General features: G+C 31.6%; 23 protein-coding genes. 5 read left to right on the forward strand and 18 right to left on the reverse strand.

Annotated elements, in window-relative coordinates:
* Positions 1 to 695 precede the first annotated feature (695 nt).
* Entirely contained in the window at positions 696 to 1928 is a 1233-nt protein-coding gene (locus BMX42_RS11380; RefSeq protein WP_091314164.1) for an ABC transporter permease, read from the reverse strand.
* 103 nt (positions 1929 to 2031) lie between these two features.
* On the opposite strand from BMX42_RS11380, the gene BMX42_RS11385 reads away from it, so the two are divergent.
* Complete coding sequence (locus BMX42_RS11385; RefSeq protein WP_091314165.1) at positions 2032 to 3270, forward strand: exo-beta-N-acetylmuramidase NamZ family protein; 1239 nt, start codon at positions 2032 to 2034, stop codon at positions 3268 to 3270.
* On the opposite strand, the gene BMX42_RS11390 is transcribed toward BMX42_RS11385, so the two are convergent.
* On the reverse strand, positions 3260 to 3628 hold the full coding sequence (locus BMX42_RS11390; RefSeq protein WP_177169166.1) for a VOC family protein: 369 nt from the start codon (positions 3626 to 3628) through the stop codon (positions 3260 to 3262). The two genes, BMX42_RS11385 and BMX42_RS11390, sit on opposite strands and share 11 nt — an antisense overlap.
* 10 nt (positions 3629 to 3638) lie before the next feature.
* The gene (locus tag BMX42_RS11395) at positions 3639 to 4136 is read right to left on the reverse strand and encodes a YkgJ family cysteine cluster protein (protein ID WP_091314172.1); all 498 of its coding nucleotides are present in this window, start codon (positions 4134 to 4136) and stop codon (positions 3639 to 3641) included.
* Positions 4137 to 4217: 81 nt separating this feature from the next.
* Here BMX42_RS11395 and BMX42_RS11400 point away from each other — a divergent pair, with 81 nt between their 5' ends.
* Positions 4218 to 4925: a class I SAM-dependent methyltransferase gene (locus BMX42_RS11400; protein WP_091314175.1), complete on the forward strand. Its 708-nt coding sequence runs from the start codon at positions 4218 to 4220 to the stop codon at positions 4923 to 4925.
* 72 nt (positions 4926 to 4997) lie between these two features.
* Here the strand turns inward: BMX42_RS11400 and BMX42_RS11405 are convergent, their stop codons facing one another.
* From BMX42_RS11405 to BMX42_RS11450, 10 genes are all read right to left on the reverse strand, one after another.
* A complete protein-coding gene (locus BMX42_RS11405; protein ID WP_091314179.1) occupies positions 4998 to 5408 on the reverse strand; it encodes a DUF2059 domain-containing protein in 411 nt (136 codons plus the stop codon).
* A 1-nt stretch (position 5409) separates the two neighbouring features.
* Positions 5410 to 6042, reverse strand: coding sequence for a 7-carboxy-7-deazaguanine synthase QueE (locus BMX42_RS11410; protein WP_091314182.1), 633 nt, complete (start codon positions 6040 to 6042; stop codon positions 5410 to 5412).
* A gap of 315 nt (positions 6043 to 6357) precedes the next feature.
* Entirely contained in the window at positions 6358 to 8049 is a 1692-nt protein-coding gene (locus BMX42_RS11415; protein ID WP_091314186.1) for a tetratricopeptide repeat protein, read from the reverse strand.
* Positions 8050 to 8059: 10 nt separating this feature from the next.
* Positions 8060 to 8956 carry a PstS family phosphate ABC transporter substrate-binding protein gene (locus BMX42_RS11420; RefSeq protein WP_091314189.1) on the reverse strand — a complete coding sequence of 299 codons (897 nt, stop codon included), beginning with the start codon at positions 8954 to 8956 and terminating at the stop codon, positions 8060 to 8062.
* Positions 8957 to 9047: 91 nt separating this feature from the next.
* The gene (locus tag BMX42_RS11425; protein WP_143055645.1) at positions 9048 to 9401 is read right to left on the reverse strand and encodes a hypothetical protein; all 354 of its coding nucleotides are present in this window, start codon (positions 9399 to 9401) and stop codon (positions 9048 to 9050) included.
* 1 nt (position 9402) lies between these two features.
* Complete coding sequence (locus BMX42_RS14585) at positions 9403 to 9543, reverse strand: hypothetical protein (RefSeq protein WP_218141447.1); 141 nt, start codon at positions 9541 to 9543, stop codon at positions 9403 to 9405.
* An 85-nt stretch (positions 9544 to 9628) separates the two neighbouring features.
* Positions 9629 to 10456, reverse strand: a complete 828-nt coding sequence (locus tag BMX42_RS11435) for an energy transducer TonB (RefSeq protein WP_091314200.1) — start codon at positions 10454 to 10456, stop codon at positions 9629 to 9631.
* A gap of 20 nt (positions 10457 to 10476) precedes the next feature.
* On the reverse strand, positions 10477 to 11049 hold the full coding sequence (locus tag BMX42_RS11440; protein ID WP_091314204.1) for an ExbD/TolR family protein: 573 nt from the start codon (positions 11047 to 11049) through the stop codon (positions 10477 to 10479).
* 18 nt (positions 11050 to 11067) lie between these two features.
* The gene (locus BMX42_RS11445; protein ID WP_091314207.1) at positions 11068 to 11709 is read right to left on the reverse strand and encodes an ExbD/TolR family protein; all 642 of its coding nucleotides are present in this window, start codon (positions 11707 to 11709) and stop codon (positions 11068 to 11070) included.
* 40 nt (positions 11710 to 11749) lie between these two features.
* The gene (locus BMX42_RS11450; protein WP_091314211.1) at positions 11750 to 12574 is read right to left on the reverse strand and encodes a MotA/TolQ/ExbB proton channel family protein; all 825 of its coding nucleotides are present in this window, start codon (positions 12572 to 12574) and stop codon (positions 11750 to 11752) included.
* A gap of 335 nt (positions 12575 to 12909) precedes the next feature.
* Between BMX42_RS11450 and BMX42_RS11455 the strand changes: the two genes are divergently transcribed.
* Together BMX42_RS11455 and BMX42_RS11460 are read left to right on the forward strand one after the other, a co-directional pair.
* Complete coding sequence (locus BMX42_RS11455) at positions 12910 to 14418, forward strand: helicase HerA-like domain-containing protein (RefSeq protein ID WP_091314213.1); 1509 nt, start codon at positions 12910 to 12912, stop codon at positions 14416 to 14418.
* A 4-nt stretch (positions 14419 to 14422) separates the two neighbouring features.
* A complete protein-coding gene (locus BMX42_RS11460) occupies positions 14423 to 15655 on the forward strand; it encodes a T9SS type A sorting domain-containing protein (protein WP_091314216.1) in 1233 nt (410 codons plus the stop codon).
* 21 nt (positions 15656 to 15676) lie between these two features.
* Here the strand turns inward: BMX42_RS11460 and BMX42_RS11465 are convergent, their stop codons facing one another.
* The 4 genes from BMX42_RS11465 to BMX42_RS11480 all read right to left on the reverse strand — a co-directional run bounded on the left by BMX42_RS11465 (position 15677) and on the right by BMX42_RS11480 (position 20915).
* A complete protein-coding gene (locus tag BMX42_RS11465; RefSeq protein WP_091314219.1) occupies positions 15677 to 17020 on the reverse strand; it encodes an FAD-dependent oxidoreductase in 1344 nt (447 codons plus the stop codon).
* 148 nt (positions 17021 to 17168) lie between these two features.
* Positions 17169 to 17582: a YMGG-like glycine zipper-containing protein gene (locus tag BMX42_RS11470; protein WP_091314223.1), complete on the reverse strand. Its 414-nt coding sequence runs from the start codon at positions 17580 to 17582 to the stop codon at positions 17169 to 17171.
* 81 nt (positions 17583 to 17663) lie between these two features.
* On the reverse strand, positions 17664 to 18743 hold the full coding sequence (locus tag BMX42_RS11475) for an agmatinase family protein (protein WP_091314227.1): 1080 nt from the start codon (positions 18741 to 18743) through the stop codon (positions 17664 to 17666).
* An 87-nt stretch (positions 18744 to 18830) separates the two neighbouring features.
* The gene (locus BMX42_RS11480) at positions 18831 to 20915 is read right to left on the reverse strand and encodes a T9SS type A sorting domain-containing protein (protein WP_091314232.1); all 2085 of its coding nucleotides are present in this window, start codon (positions 20913 to 20915) and stop codon (positions 18831 to 18833) included.
* 206 nt (positions 20916 to 21121) lie between these two features.
* Here BMX42_RS11480 and BMX42_RS11485 point away from each other — a divergent pair, with 206 nt between their 5' ends.
* Entirely contained in the window at positions 21122 to 22933 is a 1812-nt protein-coding gene (locus BMX42_RS11485; protein WP_091314235.1) for a hypothetical protein, read from the forward strand.
* A gap of 58 nt (positions 22934 to 22991) precedes the next feature.
* Here BMX42_RS11485 and kynU read toward each other — a convergent pair whose 3' ends face one another.
* A complete protein-coding gene (kynU, locus tag BMX42_RS11490) occupies positions 22992 to 24272 on the reverse strand; it encodes a kynureninase (RefSeq protein WP_091314239.1) in 1281 nt (426 codons plus the stop codon).
* Positions 24273 to 24291: the final 19 nt, after the last annotated feature.

Consider the following 24291-nt stretch of genomic DNA (forward strand, 5'->3'; position numbering starts at 1 on the left):
GGGTGCAAAAGTAGAACCTTTTTTTTAATTACCAAAACTTTTTGAAACTTTTTTTTGAGAAAATTTTCATCCCGTTTTAATCAATCATTATTTGTAAGAACTCCCTCTCTTGCGGGGTGCAAAGATAACATCTTTATATTTTAATTTCCAAATCTTTTTTTATCTTTTTTCAAAAATATTTTTTCCGATTTGCTTATCATTATATAAAGAACTTCTCTCTCATTGCGGGTGCAAAACTAGCACTTTAATTCGAAATTCCTAACATAAACTTAATCTTTTTTTAAAGTATTTTGTTATCTTTTGTTTTACAGGAAGTTACAATCATCGATTTATTTTGCAGTTTATCGTTTACTTGGGGTTTTGGCGGTTGGTAGTCGTGATTTAAAGGAATGATGGTGTTTGAAATTATGTGGATTCTTTGAAAAATAGCTTGTCTTTCTTTGTTTTTCTGTTGCTACACTCTTTGTGAATCACTAAATTTCTTCTGAAAACAGGTTTCTAGCCCTGATAGGAGCGGCATCCTTTTATTTAATTCTTCAAAATTAAATAAAAGATATAGCAGATAGCAGGAAATAGCTTCTGAAAAATCACACCTATATATATAATAGTAGAAATATAATGTTTCAAATAAAAAACGGCTGATGTAACAAAACATCAACCGTATATATTATAGTGTAAAAAAACAGAATAAATTTCTAATCGAACTTCAACGCTTTGATTGGAGAAATTTTTGTGATTAGATAAGATGGAATTAACAATACCAGCACACATATTAATATAGTACCGATATTTAATAATAATATGTGTAGTAAATTTATATCTACAGGCGCTGAAGAGACATAATAACTTTCGGGATTCAGTTTAATGATTTCAAACTTCTTTTGTAATACCAATAATAAGATGGCGATTCCGTTACCCCAAAGTAATCCTCTTGAAATTAAATGAGCAGCATTATAAAGGAATATTTTACGTACCGACCAATTGCTCGCGCCCAATGCTTTTAACATACCTATTAATTGGGTGCGTTCTAATATTAAAACCAATAAAGCGACTACCATATTTATGGTTGCCACACCTATCATTATAATAAGGATGACCAAAATATTGAAATCGAAAAGTTTTAGCCATTCGAAAACACTGAAATACTTTTCAGAAATAGATGCACTATTAAATGTAGGCGGAATGGTTTTGTAAATTTCTTCAGCACGTTCATCTAGTTTAGAGAAATCGTCGATGAAAATTTCATAGGCTCCAATTTGGTTTGGCTGCCATTTATTGATTCGTTGTAAATGTTCTATGTTACCTATTATATAAGAGGAATCGAATTCTTGAAATCCAGAATTATAAATTCCGGCAATTTTAAACTTTCGCATACTTGGCAATTTGCCTTGCGTTTTCATAAAAAAGGTATTGAAAGAACTTCCGACTTTCAATTTTAATCGGTTTGCTAAAAACTGAGAAATCAATACTTCGTTAATATCACCTTCTTTATAGGTCGGGATTTTCCCTTCCACCAAAAACTCTTTTAAGTTTTTCCATTGATAAGAAGCATCGACACCTTTGAAAATAATTCCTTCTACATCTGTTTCAGTTCTTATTAATGCGCCTTTTGTAATTATGGGTTGCACATGTGTGATGAAACTGTTCTTTTTAAGTTGGGAAACTGGTAATAATTTTGAATCAATAGGTTCCGCTGTAACTTGGGATTGGTTGTCGTCGAAGTTGGAAACAATCACATGACCATTGAATGCAGAAATTTTTTCACGAATTTTTTCTTGCAAGCCAACACCTGTTGCCACAGACATAATCATCATAAGAATGCTTAAGGCAATAGCTAAAATTGCAATTTTTATAATTGGAGAAGAAACACTACTTTTATAACTTTTAGAAACAATAAGTCGTTTCGCAATAAAATATTCTAAATTCAAAATATACTTTTATATGAAATGAGCATAAGATTTAATTGGTCGCAAACACCATTGATGATATGCGAATAACATATGACAAATAAAAAACAAAAATTATAGACATATGACATTTGAGTTCAAAAATACGTTTTTATTTATTTCTACACTATTAATTTTAGTTGGATGTTCTACAACTAAAAACAATACAAGTGCAACTATTAATAACACGACCCAAACTACTAGTACACTTCCAAAAGCTGGAAAGTTTAAAACTGGTGCTGAAAACTATAACGCATACTTACCTTTATTAGCCAATAAGAAAGTTGGAATTGTTACGAATCCGACTGGAATAGTTGAAAATAAAAAACATCTGGTTGATTTCTTATTGGAAAAACAAATCAATCTTCAAAAAATATATGCTCCTGAACATGGTTTTAGAGGAATTGCCGATGCAGGTGAAATGATTAAAGACGGAAAAGATAGTAAAACGAACTTACCCATTATTTCCCTTTACGGAAACAACAAAAAACCAAAACCTGAGCAATTAGCTGATATTGATGTAATAATTTTCGACATTCAAGATGTGGGTGCGAGATTTTACACCTATATCTCTACGTTACATTATGTGATGGAAGCTTGCGCAGAAAACAACATTGAGCTAATAGTTTTAGATCGGCCGAATCCTAATGGAACTATTGTTGATGGTCCGATTTTAGAAATGGAACATAAAAGTTTTGTGGGCATGCACCCTATTCCCGTTTTACACGGAATGACAATTGGTGAATATGCCAAAATGATTAATGGTGAAAAATGGTTGACCCATTCGACAAGCTCAGGGCAAGCTATTCAATGTAAGTTGAAAGTTATTCCTTGTCAGCATTACAAAAGAGATATGGTTTATAGCTTACCTGTGAAGCCATCTCCTAATTTACCAAATGATCAAGCAATCAATTTATATGCGAGTTTGTGCTTTTTTGAAGGTACGAATGTAAGCGTAGGACGTGGAACTGAAAAACAATTTCAGATTTATGGCTCTCCTTTTTTAACTAATTTCAATTTTAGCTTCACTCCTATTTCTAATTTTGGCGCGAAAGATCCGATGCATAAAGATGTGTTGTGTACTGGAGAAGACTTAACCAAAATTGAAAAAGTAAAACGTTTAGAATTGAAATGGTTGTTGAAAGCCTATTCGGATACTTCTGATAAAGCGGTTTTCTTTAATGATTTTTTTACCAAATTGGCTGGAACTAAAAAACTACAAGAACAAATTGTTAGTGGAGTTTCAGAAAAAGAAATTAGAAAAAGCTGGGAAACTGGTTTGAATAGTTTTAAGGAAATGAGAAAAAAGTATCTTATATACTAATATCTTGTCCGAATTGTAGCGTATATCCGTTATTATCATAAATAGCGAATTCGCGCATTCCCCATGGGAAGTCGTCCATTTCATAACAGATTTTACATTTGTCTTTTAAATTGTTCCAAAGTTCTTCCACTTGGTCCACATTTATATAAAACGAACCAGTGAAAATTGGCTTTTCAAAAACCATATGTTCATTTGGAACTGCCATCATAATTTCGGCTTCCTCTTTATATAATGAGGCCCAGTTCCAATCTTTATTATATTCTCCACAAATAAAACCTAAAGTGTTTACATAAAACTCGATGGTTTCTTCCAGTTTATCGGTCCAAATCATTGGTCTGATGGGTTGAAATTTTGCCATAATTTATAATTTAAAGAACAATTTTTAATTTCATTTTTTCTACAATATTAAAAGCTGCTGGACAAATTGCTACGTTTAGCAAAGTTAAATCGGTAATTTGATTGAACTTTTTCCTGTCGGTGTGCGGAAATTCTCTACAAGCTTTCGGACGAACATCGTAAATAAAACATTTATTATCTGAATCTAAAAATGTACACGGAACCGATTTTAATACATAATCATTGTCTTCATCTATACGTAAAAACTGATTGATAAATTGTTGTGGTTTTTGTTTTAGATGTTTTGAAATTCGTTCGACATCGGCATCAGTAAATAATGGACCAGTTGTTTTACAGCAATTCGCGCATTCTAAACAATCGGTTTTCTTAAATTCGGCATCATGTAAATCTTGCATCACATAATCTAAATTTTTAGGCACACGTTTTTTTAGCTTATCGAAATATTTTTTGTTTTCAATATGCGTATCTTTGGCTAGTTTTTGAATTTCGTTTAATGCTGGTTTTAACATGTCGTATCAGAATGAACTGCAAAGCTACGATTTTGAATGCTGATTTAAGAATAACGAATGTTGAATTTTGAAATATAAAAAATGAAAGACCTTTTCGGAAAAGCTATATTAGATTACCAAACCGATAATACTCCTGAAGATTTAATTACGGAAACTTCTATTTCTGAAGCGGATGAAATGAGCGTTGCGTATTTATTTCGCACTTATAACGAAATGCCAAAGTTGGAACAAAAAGCGTTACAACTAGCAAAAGGTAAAGTTTTAGACGTGGGTTGTGGCGCTGGAAGTCATGCTTTAGAATTACAAAACGAAAGAAAATTAGAGGTTACTGCCATTGATATTTCTGAAAATGCTGTGAAAGCGTGTCAACTTCGTGGGATAAATAATGTGAAAGTTGAAAATATTTTAGATTTAGATACCGAAACCAAATATGATACGATTTTACTTTTAATGAATGGAACTGGAATTTTCGGAACTTTGAATGAAACGGCGAAATATTTGCAGAAATTAAAATCGTTATTAAATGAAGGTGGCCAAATTCTAATTGATTCTTCTGATTTAATTTATATGTTTGACCAGGATGAAGATGGTGCATATAGTATTCCTGCAGATGGCTATTATGGCGAATTGACTTTTAATGTTCAATATAAAGGAGAAACTGATGATACTTTCCCGTGGTTGTATTTAGACTACAACACACTTCAAAATGCAGCAATTGCAAATGGATTACAATGTGAATTAATTACTGAAGGTGAACATTTTGATTATTTAGCCAAGCTTTCAATTTAGAAACAATAAAAAAATCCAAATTCCAATGCAATAGATTGAAATTTGGATTTTTTATATTTGGTATATTTAGCTTTATTGTTTCATGTATTTTTGAACAATTGCTTGAAGCTCATCTTGTCCCCATTGAGATCCGATTGCCATAGATTTCTCCATTAGCAATCCAGTATTTGAAGACATTTTTTTTCCAATTGGTGTTTCATAGAATTTCAATAAATCTTTAATGTCTTGATGTGTGTATATTTCCATATAAACAACAGCTAATTTATCATACAATTTAGGTAAAGTAGCGTCAAAATCTTTAGAAAAAGCTGCCTGGCTTTCTTCAGGAATCATATTAAAAATTTGCTTTTTAGCAGAATCCATTGATCCATTCGCTCCAGATTTTTCAATTAATTTCATTACATCAGCTTTAAAAGCCTCATTTTGAGAAAACGAGAACTGAATTGAAAAAACAAGTGCGGCAATAATAAAAATCTTTTTCATTTTAAGGTATATTTAAATATTTATGTGTTTGTAAAGATACTCTCCATTTTGGATTATTCATTACATAGTCTACAATTAGTGGTGTCATTTCTTCTTTTTTACTCCATTCTGGTTGTAAAAATAAAATGGCATTTTTATTGGTTTTTTCTGCTTGTTCTTCAGCAAAAATGAAATCGTGTTTGTTATGAATGATAACTTTTAATTCGTTTGCAATGGCATAAGCAGATTCTACTGGCAATTTATTTTTCTTTGGAGACAAACAAAACCAATCCCAAGTTCCGGTTACGTCATAAGCACCAGAAGTTTCAATATGAACATGCAATCCAGCATTTTTCAATTGCTTTGTAATTGGGTTCATATCCCAAGTTAAGGGTTCACCACCAGTAATCACAATTGTTTTTGCGTATTTTTTTGCATTAGTAACAATGGTTTCAACAGAAGTTGGTGGATGCAAGTCAGCATTCCAGCTTTCTTTAACGTCACACCAATGGCAACCTACATCACAACCACCTACTCTAATGAAGTATGCAGCAGTTCCTGTGTGGTAACCTTCGCCTTGAATGGTGTAAAACTCTTCCATTAACGGAAGCATTTCGCCTTTGTTCACTAATATTTGAGTTTCTTTATTAAGCATATTTTATTTATTGGATGCAAAGGTAAGTATTTTTGTTTTGACACGAAGACACGAAGACACAAAGTTTTTTTTAAAACTGATTGCGTTGATTTGATTCTTGGAGTTGAGTTTGTACTTGATTAGCCCAGATTGCAATGGTAGCTTGTTTGAAATAAATGAGATAAAAACTTTTTTGGAAGAAGCGACCCACGGAAGCTTATTTCAAAATTTAGTTTTTACTTATTTAGGAGAACAACTATAATGGAAAGCTGGAAATGGCTTCAAACAAAAAAACCGATAACTTTCGCTATCGGTTTTTAAATTTTTATAGTTTTATTATTTATTTAAAGCGTTTAAAGATTCTCTAACGAAAGTATCGTTTGGATTAATCTCAGCTGCTTTTTTGAAATTTTCGATTGCTTTTGCTTTATCAGTTGTTGCATAATTTGCTCCAATGAAAGAATATGTTTCAAAAAGATTTTCTTTAACAGCAGGCTTTGAAAGCTCAGCATCACCTTTAGCAATAACTGTTTTTACATAACCTTCATAATCTAAAACCGCTTGCGCATTAGATTCTTTTGTCCCAATTACTCTGTTCAATTGTCCTTTGTAGAAATAAACATCTGCAACATTTGGAGATGCTTTAATTGCTTCAGCATACGCATTGTTTGCTTTTGCAAATTCAGCAGTTAAAGCTGCTTTTTGTGCTGCAGTTTTACTTTCCGCATAATACAAAATTGAATTTCCTAACAAATAGTTATCACGTGCATAACTTTTAGAGTTTGTGTTTTTAACTGCTAATTCAAATAATTTAGAAGCTTCTAAATACGCTTTTCCTGAATATAATTTAATACCAATTTCAGTAAATTCAGAATTTAAATTTGGATTTAATTCAGCAGCTTTAGTTAAATCTGCAATTGCTTCATTAAATTTGGCTTGATTCGTAACGATTCCTTTATCGTCCATAGAAGTTGCTAATTTAGCTTTTGCCAAATATAAATAGTCTTTACCGTTAATTTTTTTAGCATCAGCTTTAGACATGTAATCATTTAAAGATTTAATTGCTCCTTCTGGGTTTCCATTTTCAGAATATGCATATCCTAAATATTTATACACTTTTGGATTTACTTTATCTACTTTTTGAATAGCTAAAGCTTCTGTTTCTAATTCTTTCCATTTTTTAGATAAAATTAAGAAGTCGGCATATTTTATTCTTGCATCAGTAGAAACATCAGTTAAGCTCATGTATTTTTTATAGTCTTCTAAAGCTGCAGCAATTTTCTCCTCGAAAAGAGATTTTTTTGCATAAGCCCAAGCTAAGTTTGTTTCTGCTTTTTCTCTGTAAGCTGGACCATAACCTGGATTTGCTGCAAGAATATCATTGAATGCTTTCATTGCTTCCGGGAAAGCTTGAGCATTTCTAGTAATTACAGCCAATTGCATTGGTGCTTTTAATAATGTTTTGTCTAACTCACCCGCAGATCTGTAAGCAACGAATGCATCATTTACATTTCTATTTGCAACGAAAGCATCACCTAAAGCCACTTGAGCTAAAGCTGATTTTGGATCACTAGCAACAGCTGCTTTTGCAGCAACTAATGCTTTTGAATTATCAGGTGTAGCTGCTTTTAAGTAAGCTTGAGAAATAAAAATTTGCTCCTCAGTATTTTTCTTTTTGGCAAATGCTAATGCATTCGTAAAATGAGATTCTGCTGCAGATTTATTACCATCTAATAATTCTAACTGACCTAAACCAATTAAATTTAAATGTCCTGCATCTTTTGCAGTTTTACCTTTTTCAAAATACACTCTTGCAGAATCTTGTTTTTCTAAAGCAATGTACACTTGACCTAAATAAAAGTAATTTTTACCTTTATCTGGTGAAGAGGCAACCATAGATTTTAATGATTTTCTGGCATCAGAAAATTTTTCTGCATCGATTGTTTTTTTAACCTGCTCGATATCTTGAGCGTTTACTACTAGTGTAGTAAAAATAGTGGCAAAACTTGATAAAATAACTGTTTTCATTTCTACTTTTTTATTTCTTTTTATTATTTTTTACTATTCTGATTTCTCGTGTTGGAATTTTAACAGGCACTAATCCTGATTTAAGAATAATGCGTTGTCCAACTTCGCTTTTTATAAACGAAGCAAATCCCATGCCTAAACCTGTTCTTCCTTGATAATTTAACAAATAAATTTTTCTTACGAACGGATACTCCTGTGTTTCAATGTATTCCTGTGTTGGCTTTACAGCATTTTCAATTGTTGAACCAACGGCTAAAACATTTACTTTTTTAACGGTACTTTCTAATTCCAGCGATGGGTTCAACAACCAATTTACGCCTACAAAACCAATTGAATTACTATTTTCGGAAACAAATTTAATAACTTCTAAGTTATTTTTAAGTGCTGTCACACTTTTTGGTAAAGATTTAACACCTGCTTTATTCATTAAGTAACTTAAAGCGCTTGAGTTTTCATTATCAAAAACAAATTGATAGTCTGTTTTTTTGCCTTTTAATATTTCGAAGATTTCAGAAGTAGTAATAGCAACTTTTGAATTGGTTTGATTTACTATTAGTGCAATGGCATCAGAACCAAAAGGTGTATTTTTTCCAATTACATCTCTGTCTTTCAAAGTCTTTTCTTGGGTTGGAGTTAATTCGTGAGATAAAACGGCAATATCAATTTTTCTTTGAAGTAATAAATTCACAATATCTGAATCAGATTGAGGAATAAGCTTTATATCGGCTTTTTGATATTTATTTTCGAAAACCAATTCTTGATCTTCCACAATTGGCAATAACGATTCATCTACATAAATATCCGCTTTACCTTTTACGTAAGATTCGTCTTCAGTTGCGTTTTCCGATTTTTTACAAGCGAAAACTACTAAAAGAAGTACAACAAATATGGAAATTATTTTTTTCATGTCAGTCTTTTTTATTTATATCTGATTCAATTTCAGGTTCAATTTGTAAAGCAACAGGTAATATAAAATACGTTCTAACTTTTCTCCCGTTTTATTCGCTAGGAATCCAATTTTCTATACTTTTCAAATATCTGATTACATTTTGACCTAATCCAACACTCGATGGTGTTTCTTCTAAAATTTGAAAATCAGAAAGACTTCCATCTTGATTTACTACAAACTTTACTTTAGTTCTATATACTCCTGCAACTTCAACTTCTGGAACTATCATATTTGAAGATAATTGTGTGTAGAACTTCTTAATTCCTCCTATTGGCTCAGCTTTTTTCTCAACCAAAGTAGTATTACTATCTGCAACAATTGGCGCTTCTTTTGGCGCTGTACTATTCTGCCCAAAACCAAATGCGAAACTTAAAAAGAATATAACTAGAAAAGTTTTTTTCATATTACTCATCCTCTTTTTTAATTAATCTGTAAAATCTAAAGCTAGCATACAATACTAATAAACCACCCATTGTTCTTCTTCCTGTAGTAGTAATTTCTAATGGAAAGTCATCCCAGAAGGCAACTAAATAGGCTAAAAGCAAATAAAAACAAAATATTAAAAGCCCTAAAATAAACAGAAATCGCTGTTTGGGCGATTTCTGTTTTAAATTATTTAACCAATTCATATTATTCTGAAGCAGTAATTTGAATTGAAATAGGTAATGTATAGTATTGTTTTACACTTCTACCATTATATATACCTGGAGTCCATTTTGGAGATTTTGATAAAATTCTTGTTGCTTCTTTTCCTAAACCTAAACCGGCTGGACTTTCTTTAACAATTACAATATCTCTAATTGAACCATCATCCCATACTACGAATTTCGCAATAACTGTACCCGTTGTAGTTTCATCTACTTCTGGTAAACGGAATGAACTTCCAACTTGTTTTCTAAAAGCATTCATTCCACCAGGAGGTGAAGCTTGAACTTGTACAGATGTAAAAATTGCATTATAATCTGTATCATCTCCTTTTTGATCTTCTTCTGCTTGCTCTCCTTCTTTTTGTTTTTGAGCAGTAGCATCACCTTTTACATCATCAGAACCCGTTTTTTTATCTTTGAATTCGTCAGTTGGAGGAATTTCTTTATCTGTAGTTTTTTTAGCAACTACAACAGGAGGAACATTTTTAACAATGTCAACAACAGATTTTACCTTTTCGATAGGAATCTCTTTTTTAATTTCCTCAAGAATTTTCTTTTCCTCTTTTTTAAGTGGTGTATTAACTTTTTTAAGTTCCACTTTAGTGATTTTCTCTTCTACTTTTTCTTTACTTTTCATAGAAAGATACAAAGCAACAACCAATCCAATGAAAAATATAGAAGATAAAATTAAAGCTAAAACTGTTCTTTTAGAACTGTTAGTTCTTAATTCGTATGCACCATAACTTTTATTACGTCCTTCGAATATATTGTCTATTAAGCTAGCTTCGCTAAGGTTTGCGTTTACACTCATTTTTTATATTTAAAGTTATGTTATTTTATCTTTTTATCTTCAAGCATTTTGATATCGCCTGGAGTTACATCTACAATAGAGTATGAACGTGGCTTAATAATAGCCATTTCATCTAGTATATCAACAACATTTTTATAATTAGCAGATTTACTTGCTTTTATAAGAACTGTTAATCCTTCTTTATTTGGATCATCCACATGTTCTAACACATATTTGTTATGTGATAAAATTGCTTTTCTAATTCCTTTTCCACCATAATTTTCCAATTTTGGCTTTCCGTTAATTTCAGCATCAACATAAGGAGCATCCGTCAATCCAATATAATAAACCAATTTATCATTTTTACCCAAAACCACTGTTAGTGTTCTCCAAGCTGGAGCTTCAGGTGGAGTTGAATTTGGATCCGGCTTGTCATTATCTGGTAAAGACAAATCCATAGATTGTGGCTTAGACAATGTGGTTGTTAGGATAAAGAAAGTAATTAACAAGAAAGCTAAATCTACCATCGCTGTTAAATCAACTCCTGGATTCGATTTTTTACTTCTTACTTTACCGCCTTTACCGCCACCGCCACCGGTATTTAATTCTGCCATGTTATATTTTTATTTTAATTAAAAATCTTCACTTCTTAATGAAGTTACTAAATAAAAATTATTCACGTTTTGCTTTTGAAGAATATCAAATACTCTTTTTACAACTGGATATTTTTCTTTAGAACCACCTTTTATAGCAACTTCAATTTCTTTTAATTTTTCTACACCTCTACCTTGTTGTTCCAAGATAACCGCTTCACTTGCATAAAAAACCCAATCAGACAATTCGTTTTCAGAAATATCTCCTGCATAAGGAATTCCAGACTGTGTACCAGGTCTATTTCTTTGAGCATTTGGAAGCGCTAACAAAGACTTTAGTTGCTCTAAAGGCACACCAAATGAATCTAACAAAGAAAATTCATTTATTTCTTGAGGAGTAAAAGCAATATCATACTTTAAAGACATAGCTTCTAATGCTGCAATTCTGGTTTCTCTATCAGACATTCCTAAATATACTGCACTATCACCAATAGTAATAGTCAATAAATTTCTTTCTGGCAATTTTGCTTTAACGGTTGACGCAGGCGTATCTACTGGCTTTGGCTCAGGTACTTTTGCTGTTGCTGTCATAATAAAAAAGGACAATAACAAAAACGCAACGTCACACATGGCCGTCATGTCGATTCTTGTGCTTTTTTTAGATGTTTTTATATTTGCCATTTTACTTTATTTTAACTTTATAATTTATTTTTATGAAATCTTAGTTTCCTCCTTTAGCTCTTTTGTAAGCTTGAGAAATTGCGAAACCAGCTTCGTCAATAAAATAAGTTAATGTGTCAATTTTAGAAGTAAAATAGTTGTATGAAATAACCGCTAAAGTAGAAGTTGAAATACCAGTTGCAGTATTAATTAAGGCCTCAGAAATACCATTTGCTAATTCTGCTTGGTCTGGAGTACCTTCAGCTAATCCAGCGAATGCTTTAATCATACCAGATACTGTTCCTAATAATCCTAATAATGTACCAATAGATACTAAAGTAGAAATAATAGTTAAGTGTTTTTCTAACATTGGCATTTCTAATGAAGTTGCTTGTTCTACTTCCTTATTAATATTTTCAGTAGCTGTATCAACATCTAAACCGTCTTTTTTAACTTGCTCTGATTTTAATAAACCTGCTTTGATTACGTTTGCAACAGAACCTTCTTGAGTATCACATGCTGTAATTGCTCCTTGAACATCTCCACTTTTAATTTGAGATAATACATCTTTTACGAAGTTATCTAAATTTCCATTTCCAGCTGCTTTTTTCAAAACGATGAATCTTTCTACAGAAAAAACAATAGTCATTAATAATAATCCCATTAACACAGGAACGATGTATCCTCCTTTATAAACCATACCTAAGTAATTTCCTGGTAAAGGTTGTCCAGCTGGATCATTTTTAACGAAGTTTGCTGGTGCACCCATTACAAAATTCCATAATAAAGCTCCAATAACTATACAAATTACAATAGTTAAAGCTGCAAAAACACTACTCCCTTTGCTTCCTTTGTTCTCTACAGAAACGTTTAAATCCTGTTCCATTTTTTAAAATTTTAAGTTTGAATTGATTAATTATTTGATTTCAATTTTATTTTGATAGTCGCAAATTTATGTGAATTAGAATTTAAAAAAAAACTAATTTAATAAAAATTACATTTCAGGTTTGAAAATATGCAACAATCGTACCAAAAAACGAATATATTGAAATTATATTTAAAATTAACCACATTTGATTATTAATAATTCAATAAAAAAACATTATTTATCCCTTTTTAAATGTTAAGAAAATGTAAAGTCTTACAAAATTTGTTTTTGTTACATAAAATTTCATTGTTTTTAAAAAAAAATTCATCTTTGTATAAACAAAACTCATCAAAATGTCAAAAGAAAACTTTATTTCAGCATTACAAACCGGCTATACATCAAAAGGAGACTACATAACTCTTGGTGCTGGAATGTTAGATGGCGAAACTATTGCCGAAACGCCAATAAATATTCCTTTAAAAACATTAAACCGTCACGGATTAATTGCTGGTGCTACTGGAACTGGAAAAACCAAAACCATTCAAGTTTTATCTGAACAATTAGCTGCAAAAGGAATTCCGGTTTTAATGATGGATATTAAAGGTGATTTTTCTGGAATTGCACAATCTGGCGAAGAAAAAAGTTTTATAACAGAACGACATGCAAAACTAAATATCCCATTTTCACCAAAAGGATTTTCTACAGAATTATTAACGCTTTCTGAACAAGATGGTGTTCGATTGCGTGCAACGGTTTCCGAATTTGGCCCAGTTTTGTTTTCTCGAATTTTAGATTTAAACGACACACAAGCTGGAGTCATTTCAGTAATCTTTAAATATTGTGATGACAACAAAATGCCATTACTAGATTTAAAGGATATTAAAAAGGTAATGAATTATATTACTGAAGAAGGTAAAGATGAAATTTCGGAATCGTATGGAAAAATCTCAACAGCAACTACAGGAACGATTCTTAGAAAAATTATTGAATTAGAACAACAAGGCGCTGATATCTTTTTCGGAGAAACCTCTTTTGAAATTGATGATTTAATGCGAATTGATGAAGACGGAAAGGGTTACATTAATATAGTACGATTAAACGATATTCAGGATAAACCAAAGTTGTTCTCTACTTTTATGTTGAATTTATTAGCTGAAATTTACAACCAAATGCCAGAAAAAGGCGATGTAGAACAACCTGAATTGGTTATTTTTATTGATGAAGCACACCTTATATTTAATGAAGCTAGCAAAACGTTACTAGACCAAATTGAAACCATTATAAAATTAATTCGTTCAAAAGGTGTTGGAGTTTATTTCATTACACAAAACCCAATGGATATTCCGAGAGGTGTTTTGGCACAATTAGGATTGAAAATTCAACATGCCTTACGTGCTTTTACAGCGAATGACCGACAAGCCATCAATCAAACAGCTGATAATTATCCAACTTCTGAATTTTACAAGACAGAGGAGTTATTAACGTCATTAGGAATTGGTGAAGCTTTAGTTACAGCTTTAAACGAAAAAGGAATTCCAACGCCATTGGCAGCAACGATGATGCGCGCACCAGAAAGCAGAATGGACATTTTAACAGATGCTGAAATTGATACAATTAATTCGAAATCAAAATTAGTTAAAAAATATGCTGAAGAAATTGACAGAGAAAGTGCTTATGAAATCTTAACTAAAAAAATTGAAGAGATTTCTGCTGAAGTTGCCGAAGTGGAAGAAGAAAAACAAGAAAGTAAAGAACCTAGCACGGCTTCTGTAATTGGAAAATCAGTAGTAAAAGTAGTAACAAGTGCTAGCTTTATTCGTGGTGCATTTAGTGTTTTAATGAGAGTTTTAAAAGGGAAATAAAAAAATGAATAAAATTTACGTTTTAGCACTATTAATAGCCTCTACAAGTTTTAGTCAAATAACAAAACGTGTGTTATTTTTAGGAAACAGCTATACAGGAGTAAACGACTTACCTGGCTTAACACAACAAGTTACAGCTTCAACTGGTAATACTTTAATTATTGATAGTAACACGCCTGGCGGTTATACTTTTCAAGGACATTCTACTAACACCACATCATTACAAAAAATACAACAAGGCAACTGGGATTTTGTTGTTTTACAAGAACAAAGTCAGATTCCGTCGTTCCCGATAACTTATGTGACGGCAAATTGTTATCCATTTGCAACATCATTAAACAATACTATTTTACAAAATAATCCATGTGCAGAAACTGTTTTTTATATGACTTGGGGAAGACAAAATGGTGATAGCGAAAACTGTGCTGATTACCCACCAGTTTGCACTTATGAAGGAATGGACAACTTACTGAGTGAGCGTTATATTGAAATGGCCAATTCAAACAATGCAATTATAAGTCCAGTTGGCGCCGTTTGGAGACATTTACGAACCAATAACCCAACCTTAAATTTATATTCTGGTGATGAAAGTCATCCGTCTTTAGCGGGTTCTTATGTTGCAGCTTGTACATTTAATACCGTGTTATTTAGAAGTAATCCTCAATTAATTACTTTTAATTCTTCATTATCAGTAGCTGATGCAGATATAATAAAAAACGCTGTAAAAACAGTTGTTTATAATAATTTAAGCATATGGAATGTTGGAGATTTTGACACAACAGCATCATTTACTTCCAACTTAATTAACAATTTACAATTTCAGTTTACTAACACCTCAACATGCGGAACTTCTTATTTATGGGATTTTGGAGACGGCACAACCTCAACTGATACGAATCCAACACATACTTATTCTACAATCGATAATTTCAATGTTATATTAACAGTAACAAATTGTGGCGTAACCAAACAAACGAATCAATATATTAATTTATTAAGTATAGATGAGTTTGAAAGTAATCGTTTTGGCATCTATCCGAATCCAGTAACCGATTTTTTAAAAATAAAAACTAAAGACGAAACATTTTCGATTGAAATTTACAATTCCATTTCTCAATTAATTTTTCAAGATGAAAATATAAATGAAATTGATGTTTCTAAATATAATTCGGGAATTTATTTTATTAAAATTACAGAAAATTTAAAAACAGAAACGTATCAATTTATCAAAAACTAATTATAAAAATTAAAAAAGGCATTAAGCTTTTAGCAATTCTAGAATTTTATTTTCTACTTTTTCTGAGTTCCAATTTTCAACAATGTTTTCCATTTTCAACACTTCTTGCATAATTTCATTTTGCCTGTCGCCAATTGCTAATGCTTCCGCATAGGGTTGATGACTAAATGTTACACGAGAATATAATGGGACCCAAAGTTCTGGGTGTTTATCTGAAAACCATTTTTCAATTTTCTTTTGAAGCAAGAAATTGGCATCTGCAGTTTTAGAACTCATTTCTAAGAAATTTCTATACGAAAGTTCTGCGATAGCATCTGCATTTGGTTTTCTTGAATTTTCATAATCATTAAGCAAGTTTGCCCAATCGTCGCCATATTGTTCCATCATTTGTTCCAACACAGTAATATCTTCAAATCCGGCATTCATTCCATGTCCATAAAAAGGAACAATCGCGTGGCAAGCATCACCAATTAAGGCCACTTTATCGCTAAAAGTCCATGGAAAACATTTCATAGTTACTAAATAACTGGTTGGATTTTTAAAGAAATCTTCCACTAAATTTGGAATAACAGCTTCTGTATCTGGAAAATGATTTGCGAAAAAATCTACTAATTGTTCTTTCGTTTTTAAAGATTCGAAAGAGTTTTCACCATCGTGTGGCATGAATAAAGTACAAGTAAAACTTCCATCTAAATTTGCTAAAGCCATTAGCATGAAATTACCACGAGGCCAAATATGTAAAGAGTTTTTATCTAATTTATGAGTGCCGTCAGCGTTAGCAGGAATATTTAATTCTTTATAACCAATATTTAAAAATTCTTGAGAATAATTAAACATGCTTTGACGTTGCATTTTGTGTCGAATTCTAGAAAACGCTCCATCTGCACCAAAAGTTAAATCATAATCACGAGTTTTCCATTCTCCTCTTTCCGATTCACCAATTGAAATGGTAGCTGTAGTTAAATCTACATCCCAAACTTTTTCTTCAAAGAAAAATTCCACACCTGCTTTTTCAGCAAGGTCAACCATTTTTCTATTTAATAATCCTCTAGAAAGCGAATAAATAACTTCGCCATCTTTACCGTAAAATTGCTCATTAACGGTATCTACACCAGTATGAATCGCACGTTTTTCTACAGGAATACCAATACCTAAAACTTCTTCGTCTAAGCCCACATCACGTAATGCTTTTACGCCTCTGTCGGACAATACTAAATTAATAGAACGTCCTGTGAAATTAATCTTTCTTATATCTGGACTTCTATCGTAAACATGAACAGTATGACCTCTCTTTTTTAGATATATTGCTAATAAAGTTCCGACTAAACCAGAACCTACAACCGCAATTTTTTTAGGATTTTGCATGAATTTTACTTAATAAATAAGATTACAAAAATAAGGTTTATTCCTTAATTTAAAGTAATTATTACATTTTAATCGTTACCAAAACTTTATGAAAACAAAAAAAGCGCATGATTAAAAGTAAACCATGCGCTTTTTTTTATAATATTCTTTATTCTTTTTTCTTTTCGTCAATTATAGCTCCAGTTCCGGCACCAACTCCGGCACCAGCTAAACCTCCAATAATAGCACCTGTTCCTTTTTTCTTACTTACAATTGCTCCAGTTGCAGCACCTACACCAGCACCAATTAAAGCACCTTTAGCAGCATTACTCATACCTTTTCTTTTTGGAGCAGCTTGTGTAGTTGTATTGTTAACTACGACTGTTTTTGAATTTTGAACAGCTTCTTTTTCTTCATTAACTCTAGTTAATTCTGCTTGCATTGAATCTACAACTCTTTGTTGTTCCATTGCTGTTTTCATAGAATCGATACTAGCTTGTTTCGCCTTTTCAATTTCTTCTTTATTTTGAAATTGGCATGAAACAAGTAATAGACTGAATAATAATACACATGCGTTTTTCATAAAAAAGGGTTTAAAAATTAATATCTAACAAAGTAACGAAAAATTAACGCAATACGGTTTATATAATTCTTTAATAAAGTATTAGAATTTCAATTTTTGACCAACATCTAACTTTTGCGATTTTGCTAAAATTCCACACATATGGAATAACATTCTCGCACCCACATTTCCATCCCAATCGTCGTTTTCACCTGGAGCTACTTCTACTAAATCGAAACCTATGATTTCTTTACCCGAATTGGCTAACAAATTAAACAAATACGTTGCTTGTTCAAAAGAAAAACCACCTGGAACTGGAGTCCCTGTATTTGGACAATACCATGGATACATTCCGTCGATATCAAATGATATGGTAACTTTTTGTGGTAATTGAGATATAATTTCTTCACATTGTTGTTTCCAAGTTTGACCTTCAAAAGCTTTTGCTTTCATATCAGAATCTGTATGAACGACTACTCTACCTTTTGAATCTTTCACAACATCTACTTCTTGTTCACAGAAATCTCTAATTCCAACTTGAACAATTTTTGAAACTTGTGGAAGTTGCAAAGTGTTATACATAATTGAAGCGTGTGAATAGGTAAATCCTTCGTAGGCAATACGTAAATCCATATGTGCATCTAAATGTAGAATTCCGAAACTTTCGTGTTGTGTAGCTAATGCTTCATAATATCCAAGCGGTGTACTATGATCCCCACCTAAAAGAGCTACTTTCTTACCTTTATTTTGCCAGTATAAAACTTTGTCTTTTACTTCTGTATGCAAAGTTCTACACGCCTTATTTATTTTATGTAAGTCTTCTTGTAATGCAGGAAATGTTTCTAAATCCTCACCATTTTCCAAAGTCTCAATAATTGGTTGTGCTAAGTCTTTATACTTTTCTGAATTTTTCGCCCATTGTTCTGGTGCTTCATCCATATAAATTCCAAGTTTCCATAATTCTGGAAAATCTTGGTGTAATAAATCTACTTGAAAAGACGCATCAAAAACTGCATCTGGACCTTCAGATGCTCCAGCTCCATAACTTACAGTTACTTCCCATGGCACAGGAATGATAATAATTTCTGATTCTTCTGCTGTAAATGGTAATCCAAAAATGGTTGCGTCTGCCAAACCAGGTTGTGATGGATCGAAATTTTCTATTTTTTGTTGTTTGTTCATCTTGTTTATTTCTAAAACACAAAGGTAATTTATTTCATAAAAAAAGCCGAATAAAATTCGGCTTTAGTATATAGTATAATCTTAAAATTATTGTTTAATAATTTTTTGAGACATTTTTGAATTTACAAAGTATAATGTATATACACCATTTGCTAAGCTAGAAATATTAATTACCGATTCATTTGCAATTAATGAACGTTGTAATACTTTTTGTCCTAACATATTGTACATTTCAATTTCTTCATTTTCGATATTATCACCTTTTATAGTAATTGTCGTATTTGCTGGATTAGGATAAACGATGAAATTATTTTTCACCACTTCATCAACACCTAAATTAGCTTCAACGATTAAATTAAAACCACAATTTACTGAAGTTCCACTAGTGGCAGTCATTGTAACAGGATATGTCCCAGGAGCAAGTACAGCTCCAACAGCTGGACTTTGAGACACAACCGCAGTACATGTTTGACTAATAGCATTCGACAAACTTGTAAAACTAGGAACAACATAAGTATTGCCTGCACCTGCAGTTACTGTTTGATCAGAAGGACAACAAATTTTAAGTGGCACTGCAGACATTGTGTAACCTGCAGCAGTATACTTATCAGTCATTGCTTTAACTTCAACACAAGTATAGCACATATTAATTGCAGCTTGTCTAACAGCAATTGCAGCATTTTGTTGATTTGTAGAACTATTTGTTAATGCTAATCCCTCTAAAAATGCTCTATCCATTTTTTCACGACCTATAACATCCCAAATTTTCATATTAACTGTTGACCAAATTTGACCATCAGTATGAATACTACCAGTTAAACCACCTGGATAAAGCGCCGCAGAATTAGTTGTTCTTCCTCCCCAGCAAGGATTATGACCATCCCAACTGAACATATAATGATAAGCAGCATCAGCTGGAGTCCATTGATTTAAGGCTCTACTATGAGATTGTGCCCAATAATCACCAGAACCTTCACTTAATCCATTTACTTGAGATAATGAACCTCCAGTTAACCAATCATGTAAACCATGTCCTAATTCATGCCAAATAACATCTCCATCTTCTCCATCATCTACACAACCTTCTCCAAAAGTTAAGGTTCCGTTAGTATAGTATGAATTATCATCTCCATTAACTCCAGAAGGGTCAAACCATAAAACACCTGCATGTGAGGCTGCAACATTTTGAACACAATTTACACCAAGAGTTTGATTGATATATCTTAAACTATTATCTGTATGATAAAATACATTAGCCGCCTCAAAACCATCTTGATTACGAGTAAACGAAAAATTATTAGTTGCTTGTGTAAATAAACCTTTATTTGGATTTTCTAAGTTTTTAATTTCAACAAAAGAGCTTTTCAATTTGAATGTTCCAGCTACGTTATCAACTTCGGGTAAATTAACTAATGTTCTTTGTCCATTTAATTCAGCAGTATCTGTATCGTCAGCTCCGTCCACATAGTTTCCACCATAAGCAACATGAGCAGAAGAAAGAGGATCTGATAAAAACACCATTGCCGTTCCTGGTTGAAAAGCTAAAGTAGAACTAGCTTCTTTTGGCATAAAGTATTTTTGATTATTTGAAGTTTTTTCTGAATGTTTATGTGTATTAGTACATTCGGCACCACAATAAATTGCAATATCTTTCACACTTAACACATTTCCATTTTGAGCATCAATAAAAACTTCCCAGCTACCACTCTTTTCTTCAAAACTAGTTACAGTTCTATAAACTAATTGAGTTGTAGCTAATTTATTGTAAACAAATAATTTTGATTCTTGAAAAGTAACCATTCCTGAAACTCCGATTTCTTTATCTGAGATTAAAACAGCATTTTCTTTAGTTATTTGAGGAATAGTATTTATTTGAACTATCTCTTTTGTAATATTATGGTCTCCAAAAGAAACTTGACCATTAGGGTTGAAATGTACAACAATTTCAGTATCAAATACTGGAACGTTATTGACCATTTGTTGGAAACGTAAAGTTTCTCCAGATATACTTTTACGTACAAAACGTAAATTAATATCTGAATCAGAACTAATTTTCAATTCTTTTAAATTGGCTTTAATCCAATTTCTTGCTTCTTGCTCTCTTTCTGATGTTTGGCCAAAAGCAAAAATCGATATAAAAAGCAACATAATAAAAAGTAGGTTTTTTTTCATTTTTAGTAGTTTTGAGTGATTAATGTAACAAAATTATTAAAAAATGTGTAAAAACCTAACTTTAAGTCATTTATTTTGAATTATTTAATATTCCTTGCTTCAAAAATTGTTTAAAATTATTGTCATCACGAATTTATATTGTATGATAAAAATCATATAATATGATTTTTAAAATATTCAAATTTGTGAATTAAATTTTGAATTAAATGACAACTCAGAACACTCATACTTTTCACATCCCTGTTATGGGATTAGCATACACTATTGATAGTCCGATACGAGTGGCGCATTACGGAATTTCTTCAGTAGTTTCTATTACCGATGATGAAGTTATTGAAAAAATGCGCGCATTTTACAGCGAAAAATTCAGTATTCCGTATCAAGAAATTACACAAAAATTTCACGATTATAGAGCCGAAAGAATTACTCACTATTTGAATTTGATGGACACTATTGTGAAAGAAAAATTCGAAAACTTTAAAAACGAATTAGCCGAGAGTAAAACCTCTTTAGAAAACTATATTGGAATACTACCTAACAAATCTGATCTTAAAAAAGGATTACAAAGTTTTATTGAAGAAGGCATTACATTAAAAGAAACTATTAAAAACTATTTAGAACACCATCTTTCTTCTGGTGAAATTGATGTCAATATTATGACTAAAGTTGACAAGGACAATTTTAATAAAAAGGAACAATTACCTGTCGAATTTAATGATGCACATGCAGCACTTCGTGGTTTTGCCAAAAGCAATTTAAGTTCATCAGTTGTGCTTTCAGCAGGAATGAATCCTAGATTGTATAGTTATTTTGAAAATTTCAAAGACTTTTTCCCTGATTTTAATTCTCACTTGAAAAAGAAAATTATTTTAAAAGTAAGCGATTTTCGTTCTGCAATGATTCAAGGAAATTTTTTAGCAAAAAAAGGACTTTGGGTTTCGGAATACAGAATAGAATCTGGTTTAAATTGTGGCGGACATGCCTTTGCAACCGACGGTTTTCTTTTAGGTCCGATTTTACAAGAATTTAAAGAGAAGAAGGAACAATTAATTCAATCCGCACATGAATTATTGGTTAAAGCTTTAAAACAAAAAGAAATGTTTACTCCTGAAAAACCAATGGAATTAAAAATTACCGCCCAAGGCGGAGTTGGAACATCTGAAGAGCATGAATTTTTACTTCAACAATACAACTTAGATGCAATTGGCTGGGGTTCTCCTTTTTTATTAGTTCCTGAAGCAACTTCAGTGGATAATGAAACCCGAGCTTTATTAGCAAATGCAAAAGAAAATGATTTTTATTTAAGTAATATTTCTCCACTTGGTGTACCGTTTAATTCTGTTAGAGGAACTTCAAACGAATTTTGGAAACAAAAAAGAATTGACGAAAACAACGCTGGAAGTTCTTGTCCGAAACGATTATTGGCTTTGAGCAAAGAACATGACGATAAAGGCTTGTGTATGGCTTCAAAAAAATATCAAGATATTAAATTGCAAGAATTAGAAGTTATTAAAAATGAAATTTTAGAAACAGAATTTGAAAAATCAAAAGCTAAAATTACTGATAAAGCCTGCCTTTGTGTTGGTTTGGTAAATGCGGCTTATTTAGAAAACAACATCAAGATAAAAGGGCAGCAACAAGGAATTGTAATTTGTCCTGGGCCGAATTTAGCGTATTTCGACAAAGAAATTTCATTAAACAATATGGTGAAGCATATTTATGGAAATACAAATATAATGACAGATACAAATCGACCAAATGTATTTGTGAAAGAATTAAAAATGTATGTAGATTATTTGAAAAATGAAATTTCTGATTATAGTACTGAAATTTCCGCAGGACAAATTAAAAAATGGAATTCGTTTAAAAACAATTTATTAGAAGGAATTAATTACTATCAAGATTTATTTTCGAACATCGATTTCTTTAAAAATGAGAAAACTCAAATTCAAAAACAAATTGAGCAATATCAACTGCAATTGAATGAAATAGAAATTCCAACTTTAGTTTTGGCATAAAATTAAAAACCAGACAACTAATAATAATTTGTCTGGTTTTTTTTTGTTTTATTTTGTTTTATTTTGATAAAATTCCTTGCTTCAAAATTTGTCCAAAATTATAAATATCTTCGAAAGAAGTATAAAATGGAACTGGAGCTAAACGAATCACATTTGGTTCACGCCAATCTGTAATTACACCGTTTTGCATCAGATATGTAAACAATTCTTTACCTTGCCCATGTAAATAAACAGAAAGCTGACATCCTCTTTCTTCTTGATTTGATGGTGTGATTACTTCAAATTCGGTGCCATCAATTTCTTTATCAATTTCGTGAAGCACGAATTCTAAATAAGAAGTAATTACATTTCTTTTTGCAATTAATTTATCCATTCCTACTTCAGCAAACATTTCCACTGTTGCTAAATAGGGCGCTAAAGTTAAAATAGGTAAATTACTTACTTGCCAACCGTTTGCTCCTTCAACTGCATCAAAATTGGGTTCCATTAAGAAACGACGTTCTTTATTATGTCCGTACCAACCTGCAAAACGATTTAAATCTTTATTTGTATGATGTTTTTCGTGAACAAAATATCCTGAAGCATTTCCTGGTCCTGAGTTCATGTATTTATAACTACACCAAGCGGCAAAATCTACTTGCCAATCGTGTAAATTTAATTCGATATTTCCAGCAGCATGAGCTAGATCCCAACCCACAATCGCACCAGCTTTATGTCCGGCTGCCGTAATCGTTTTCATATCAAAAACTTGACCCGTATAATAATTTACACCACCAATAAAAACAAGTGCTAACTCGTCACCTAATTCTTCAATTTTCGCTAAAATATCTTCTTGTCTGGTTGTTAATTCACCATCTCTTCTTTTGATTTCAACAATAGCATCTTCTGGAGCAAAACCGTGAAATTTCACTTGACTTTGCAACATATATTGATCAGATGGAAATGCTTTTTCTTCACATAAAATTTTGATTCTTTTCCCTTTAGGTTGATAGAAAGAAACTAACAATAAGTGTAAATTTACCGTAAGCGTGTTCATCACACCCACTTCAGAAGCTTTTGCTCCAACTAATTTAGATAATGGATTACAAAATCTTTCGTGGTAATCCCACCAAGGTTTTTCAGAATAAAAATGACCTTCAACTGCCATATTAGCCCAGTCATCCATTACTTCATCTACATATTTTTTGGTAATTTTTGGCTGTAATCCTAAAGAGTTTCCTGTAAAATAAATTACATCTTTATTATTATGTTGCGGAAAATAGAATTCGTTTTTATAATTTTTTAATTCATCTTGAGCATCTAAGCTTTGAGCGAATTCTTTAGTATTTAAAAAGTTCATTGTTGTTAATTTAGTAGCG

This window comes from Flavobacterium terrigena, assembly GCF_900108955.1.
GTDB lineage: Bacteria > Bacteroidota > Bacteroidia > Flavobacteriales > Flavobacteriaceae > Flavobacterium > Flavobacterium terrigena.

Coding starts and splice junctions, on each gene's coding strand:
- BMX42_RS11385 (WP_091314165.1), top strand. CDS start 2,032: ATGACATTTGAGTTCAAAAATACGTTTTTATTTATTTCTACACTATTA.
- BMX42_RS11390 (WP_177169166.1), bottom strand. CDS start 3,628: ATGGCAAAATTTCAACCCATCAGACCAATGATTTGGACCGATAAACTG.
- BMX42_RS11395 (WP_091314172.1), bottom strand. CDS start 4,136: ATGTTAAAACCAGCATTAAACGAAATTCAAAAACTAGCCAAAGATACG.
- BMX42_RS11400 (WP_091314175.1), top strand. CDS start 4,218: ATGAAAGACCTTTTCGGAAAAGCTATATTAGATTACCAAACCGATAAT.
- BMX42_RS11405 (WP_091314179.1), bottom strand. CDS start 5,408: ATGAAAAAGATTTTTATTATTGCCGCACTTGTTTTTTCAATTCAGTTC.
- BMX42_RS11410 (WP_091314182.1), bottom strand. CDS start 6,042: ATGCTTAATAAAGAAACTCAAATATTAGTGAACAAAGGCGAAATGCTT.
- BMX42_RS11415 (WP_091314186.1), bottom strand. CDS start 8,049: ATGAAAACAGTTATTTTATCAAGTTTTGCCACTATTTTTACTACACTA.
- BMX42_RS11420 (WP_091314189.1), bottom strand. CDS start 8,956: ATGAAAAAAATAATTTCCATATTTGTTGTACTTCTTTTAGTAGTTTTC.
- BMX42_RS11425 (WP_143055645.1), bottom strand. CDS start 9,401: ATGAAAAAAACTTTTCTAGTTATATTCTTTTTAAGTTTCGCATTTGGT.
- BMX42_RS11435 (WP_091314200.1), bottom strand. CDS start 10,456: ATGAGTGTAAACGCAAACCTTAGCGAAGCTAGCTTAATAGACAATATA.
- BMX42_RS11440 (WP_091314204.1), bottom strand. CDS start 11,049: ATGGCAGAATTAAATACCGGTGGCGGTGGCGGTAAAGGCGGTAAAGTA.
- BMX42_RS11445 (WP_091314207.1), bottom strand. CDS start 11,709: ATGGCAAATATAAAAACATCTAAAAAAAGCACAAGAATCGACATGACG.
- BMX42_RS11450 (WP_091314211.1), bottom strand. CDS start 12,574: ATGGAACAGGATTTAAACGTTTCTGTAGAGAACAAAGGAAGCAAAGGG.
- BMX42_RS11455 (WP_091314213.1), top strand. CDS start 12,910: ATGTCAAAAGAAAACTTTATTTCAGCATTACAAACCGGCTATACATCA.
- BMX42_RS11460 (WP_091314216.1), top strand. CDS start 14,423: ATGAATAAAATTTACGTTTTAGCACTATTAATAGCCTCTACAAGTTTT.
- BMX42_RS11465 (WP_091314219.1), bottom strand. CDS start 17,020: ATGCAAAATCCTAAAAAAATTGCGGTTGTAGGTTCTGGTTTAGTCGGA.
- BMX42_RS11470 (WP_091314223.1), bottom strand. CDS start 17,582: ATGAAAAACGCATGTGTATTATTATTCAGTCTATTACTTGTTTCATGC.
- BMX42_RS11475 (WP_091314227.1), bottom strand. CDS start 18,743: ATGAACAAACAACAAAAAATAGAAAATTTCGATCCATCACAACCTGGT.
- BMX42_RS11480 (WP_091314232.1), bottom strand. CDS start 20,915: ATGAAAAAAAACCTACTTTTTATTATGTTGCTTTTTATATCGATTTTT.
- BMX42_RS11485 (WP_091314235.1), top strand. CDS start 21,122: ATGACAACTCAGAACACTCATACTTTTCACATCCCTGTTATGGGATTA.
- kynU (WP_091314239.1), bottom strand. CDS start 24,272: ATGAACTTTTTAAATACTAAAGAATTCGCTCAAAGCTTAGATGCTCAA.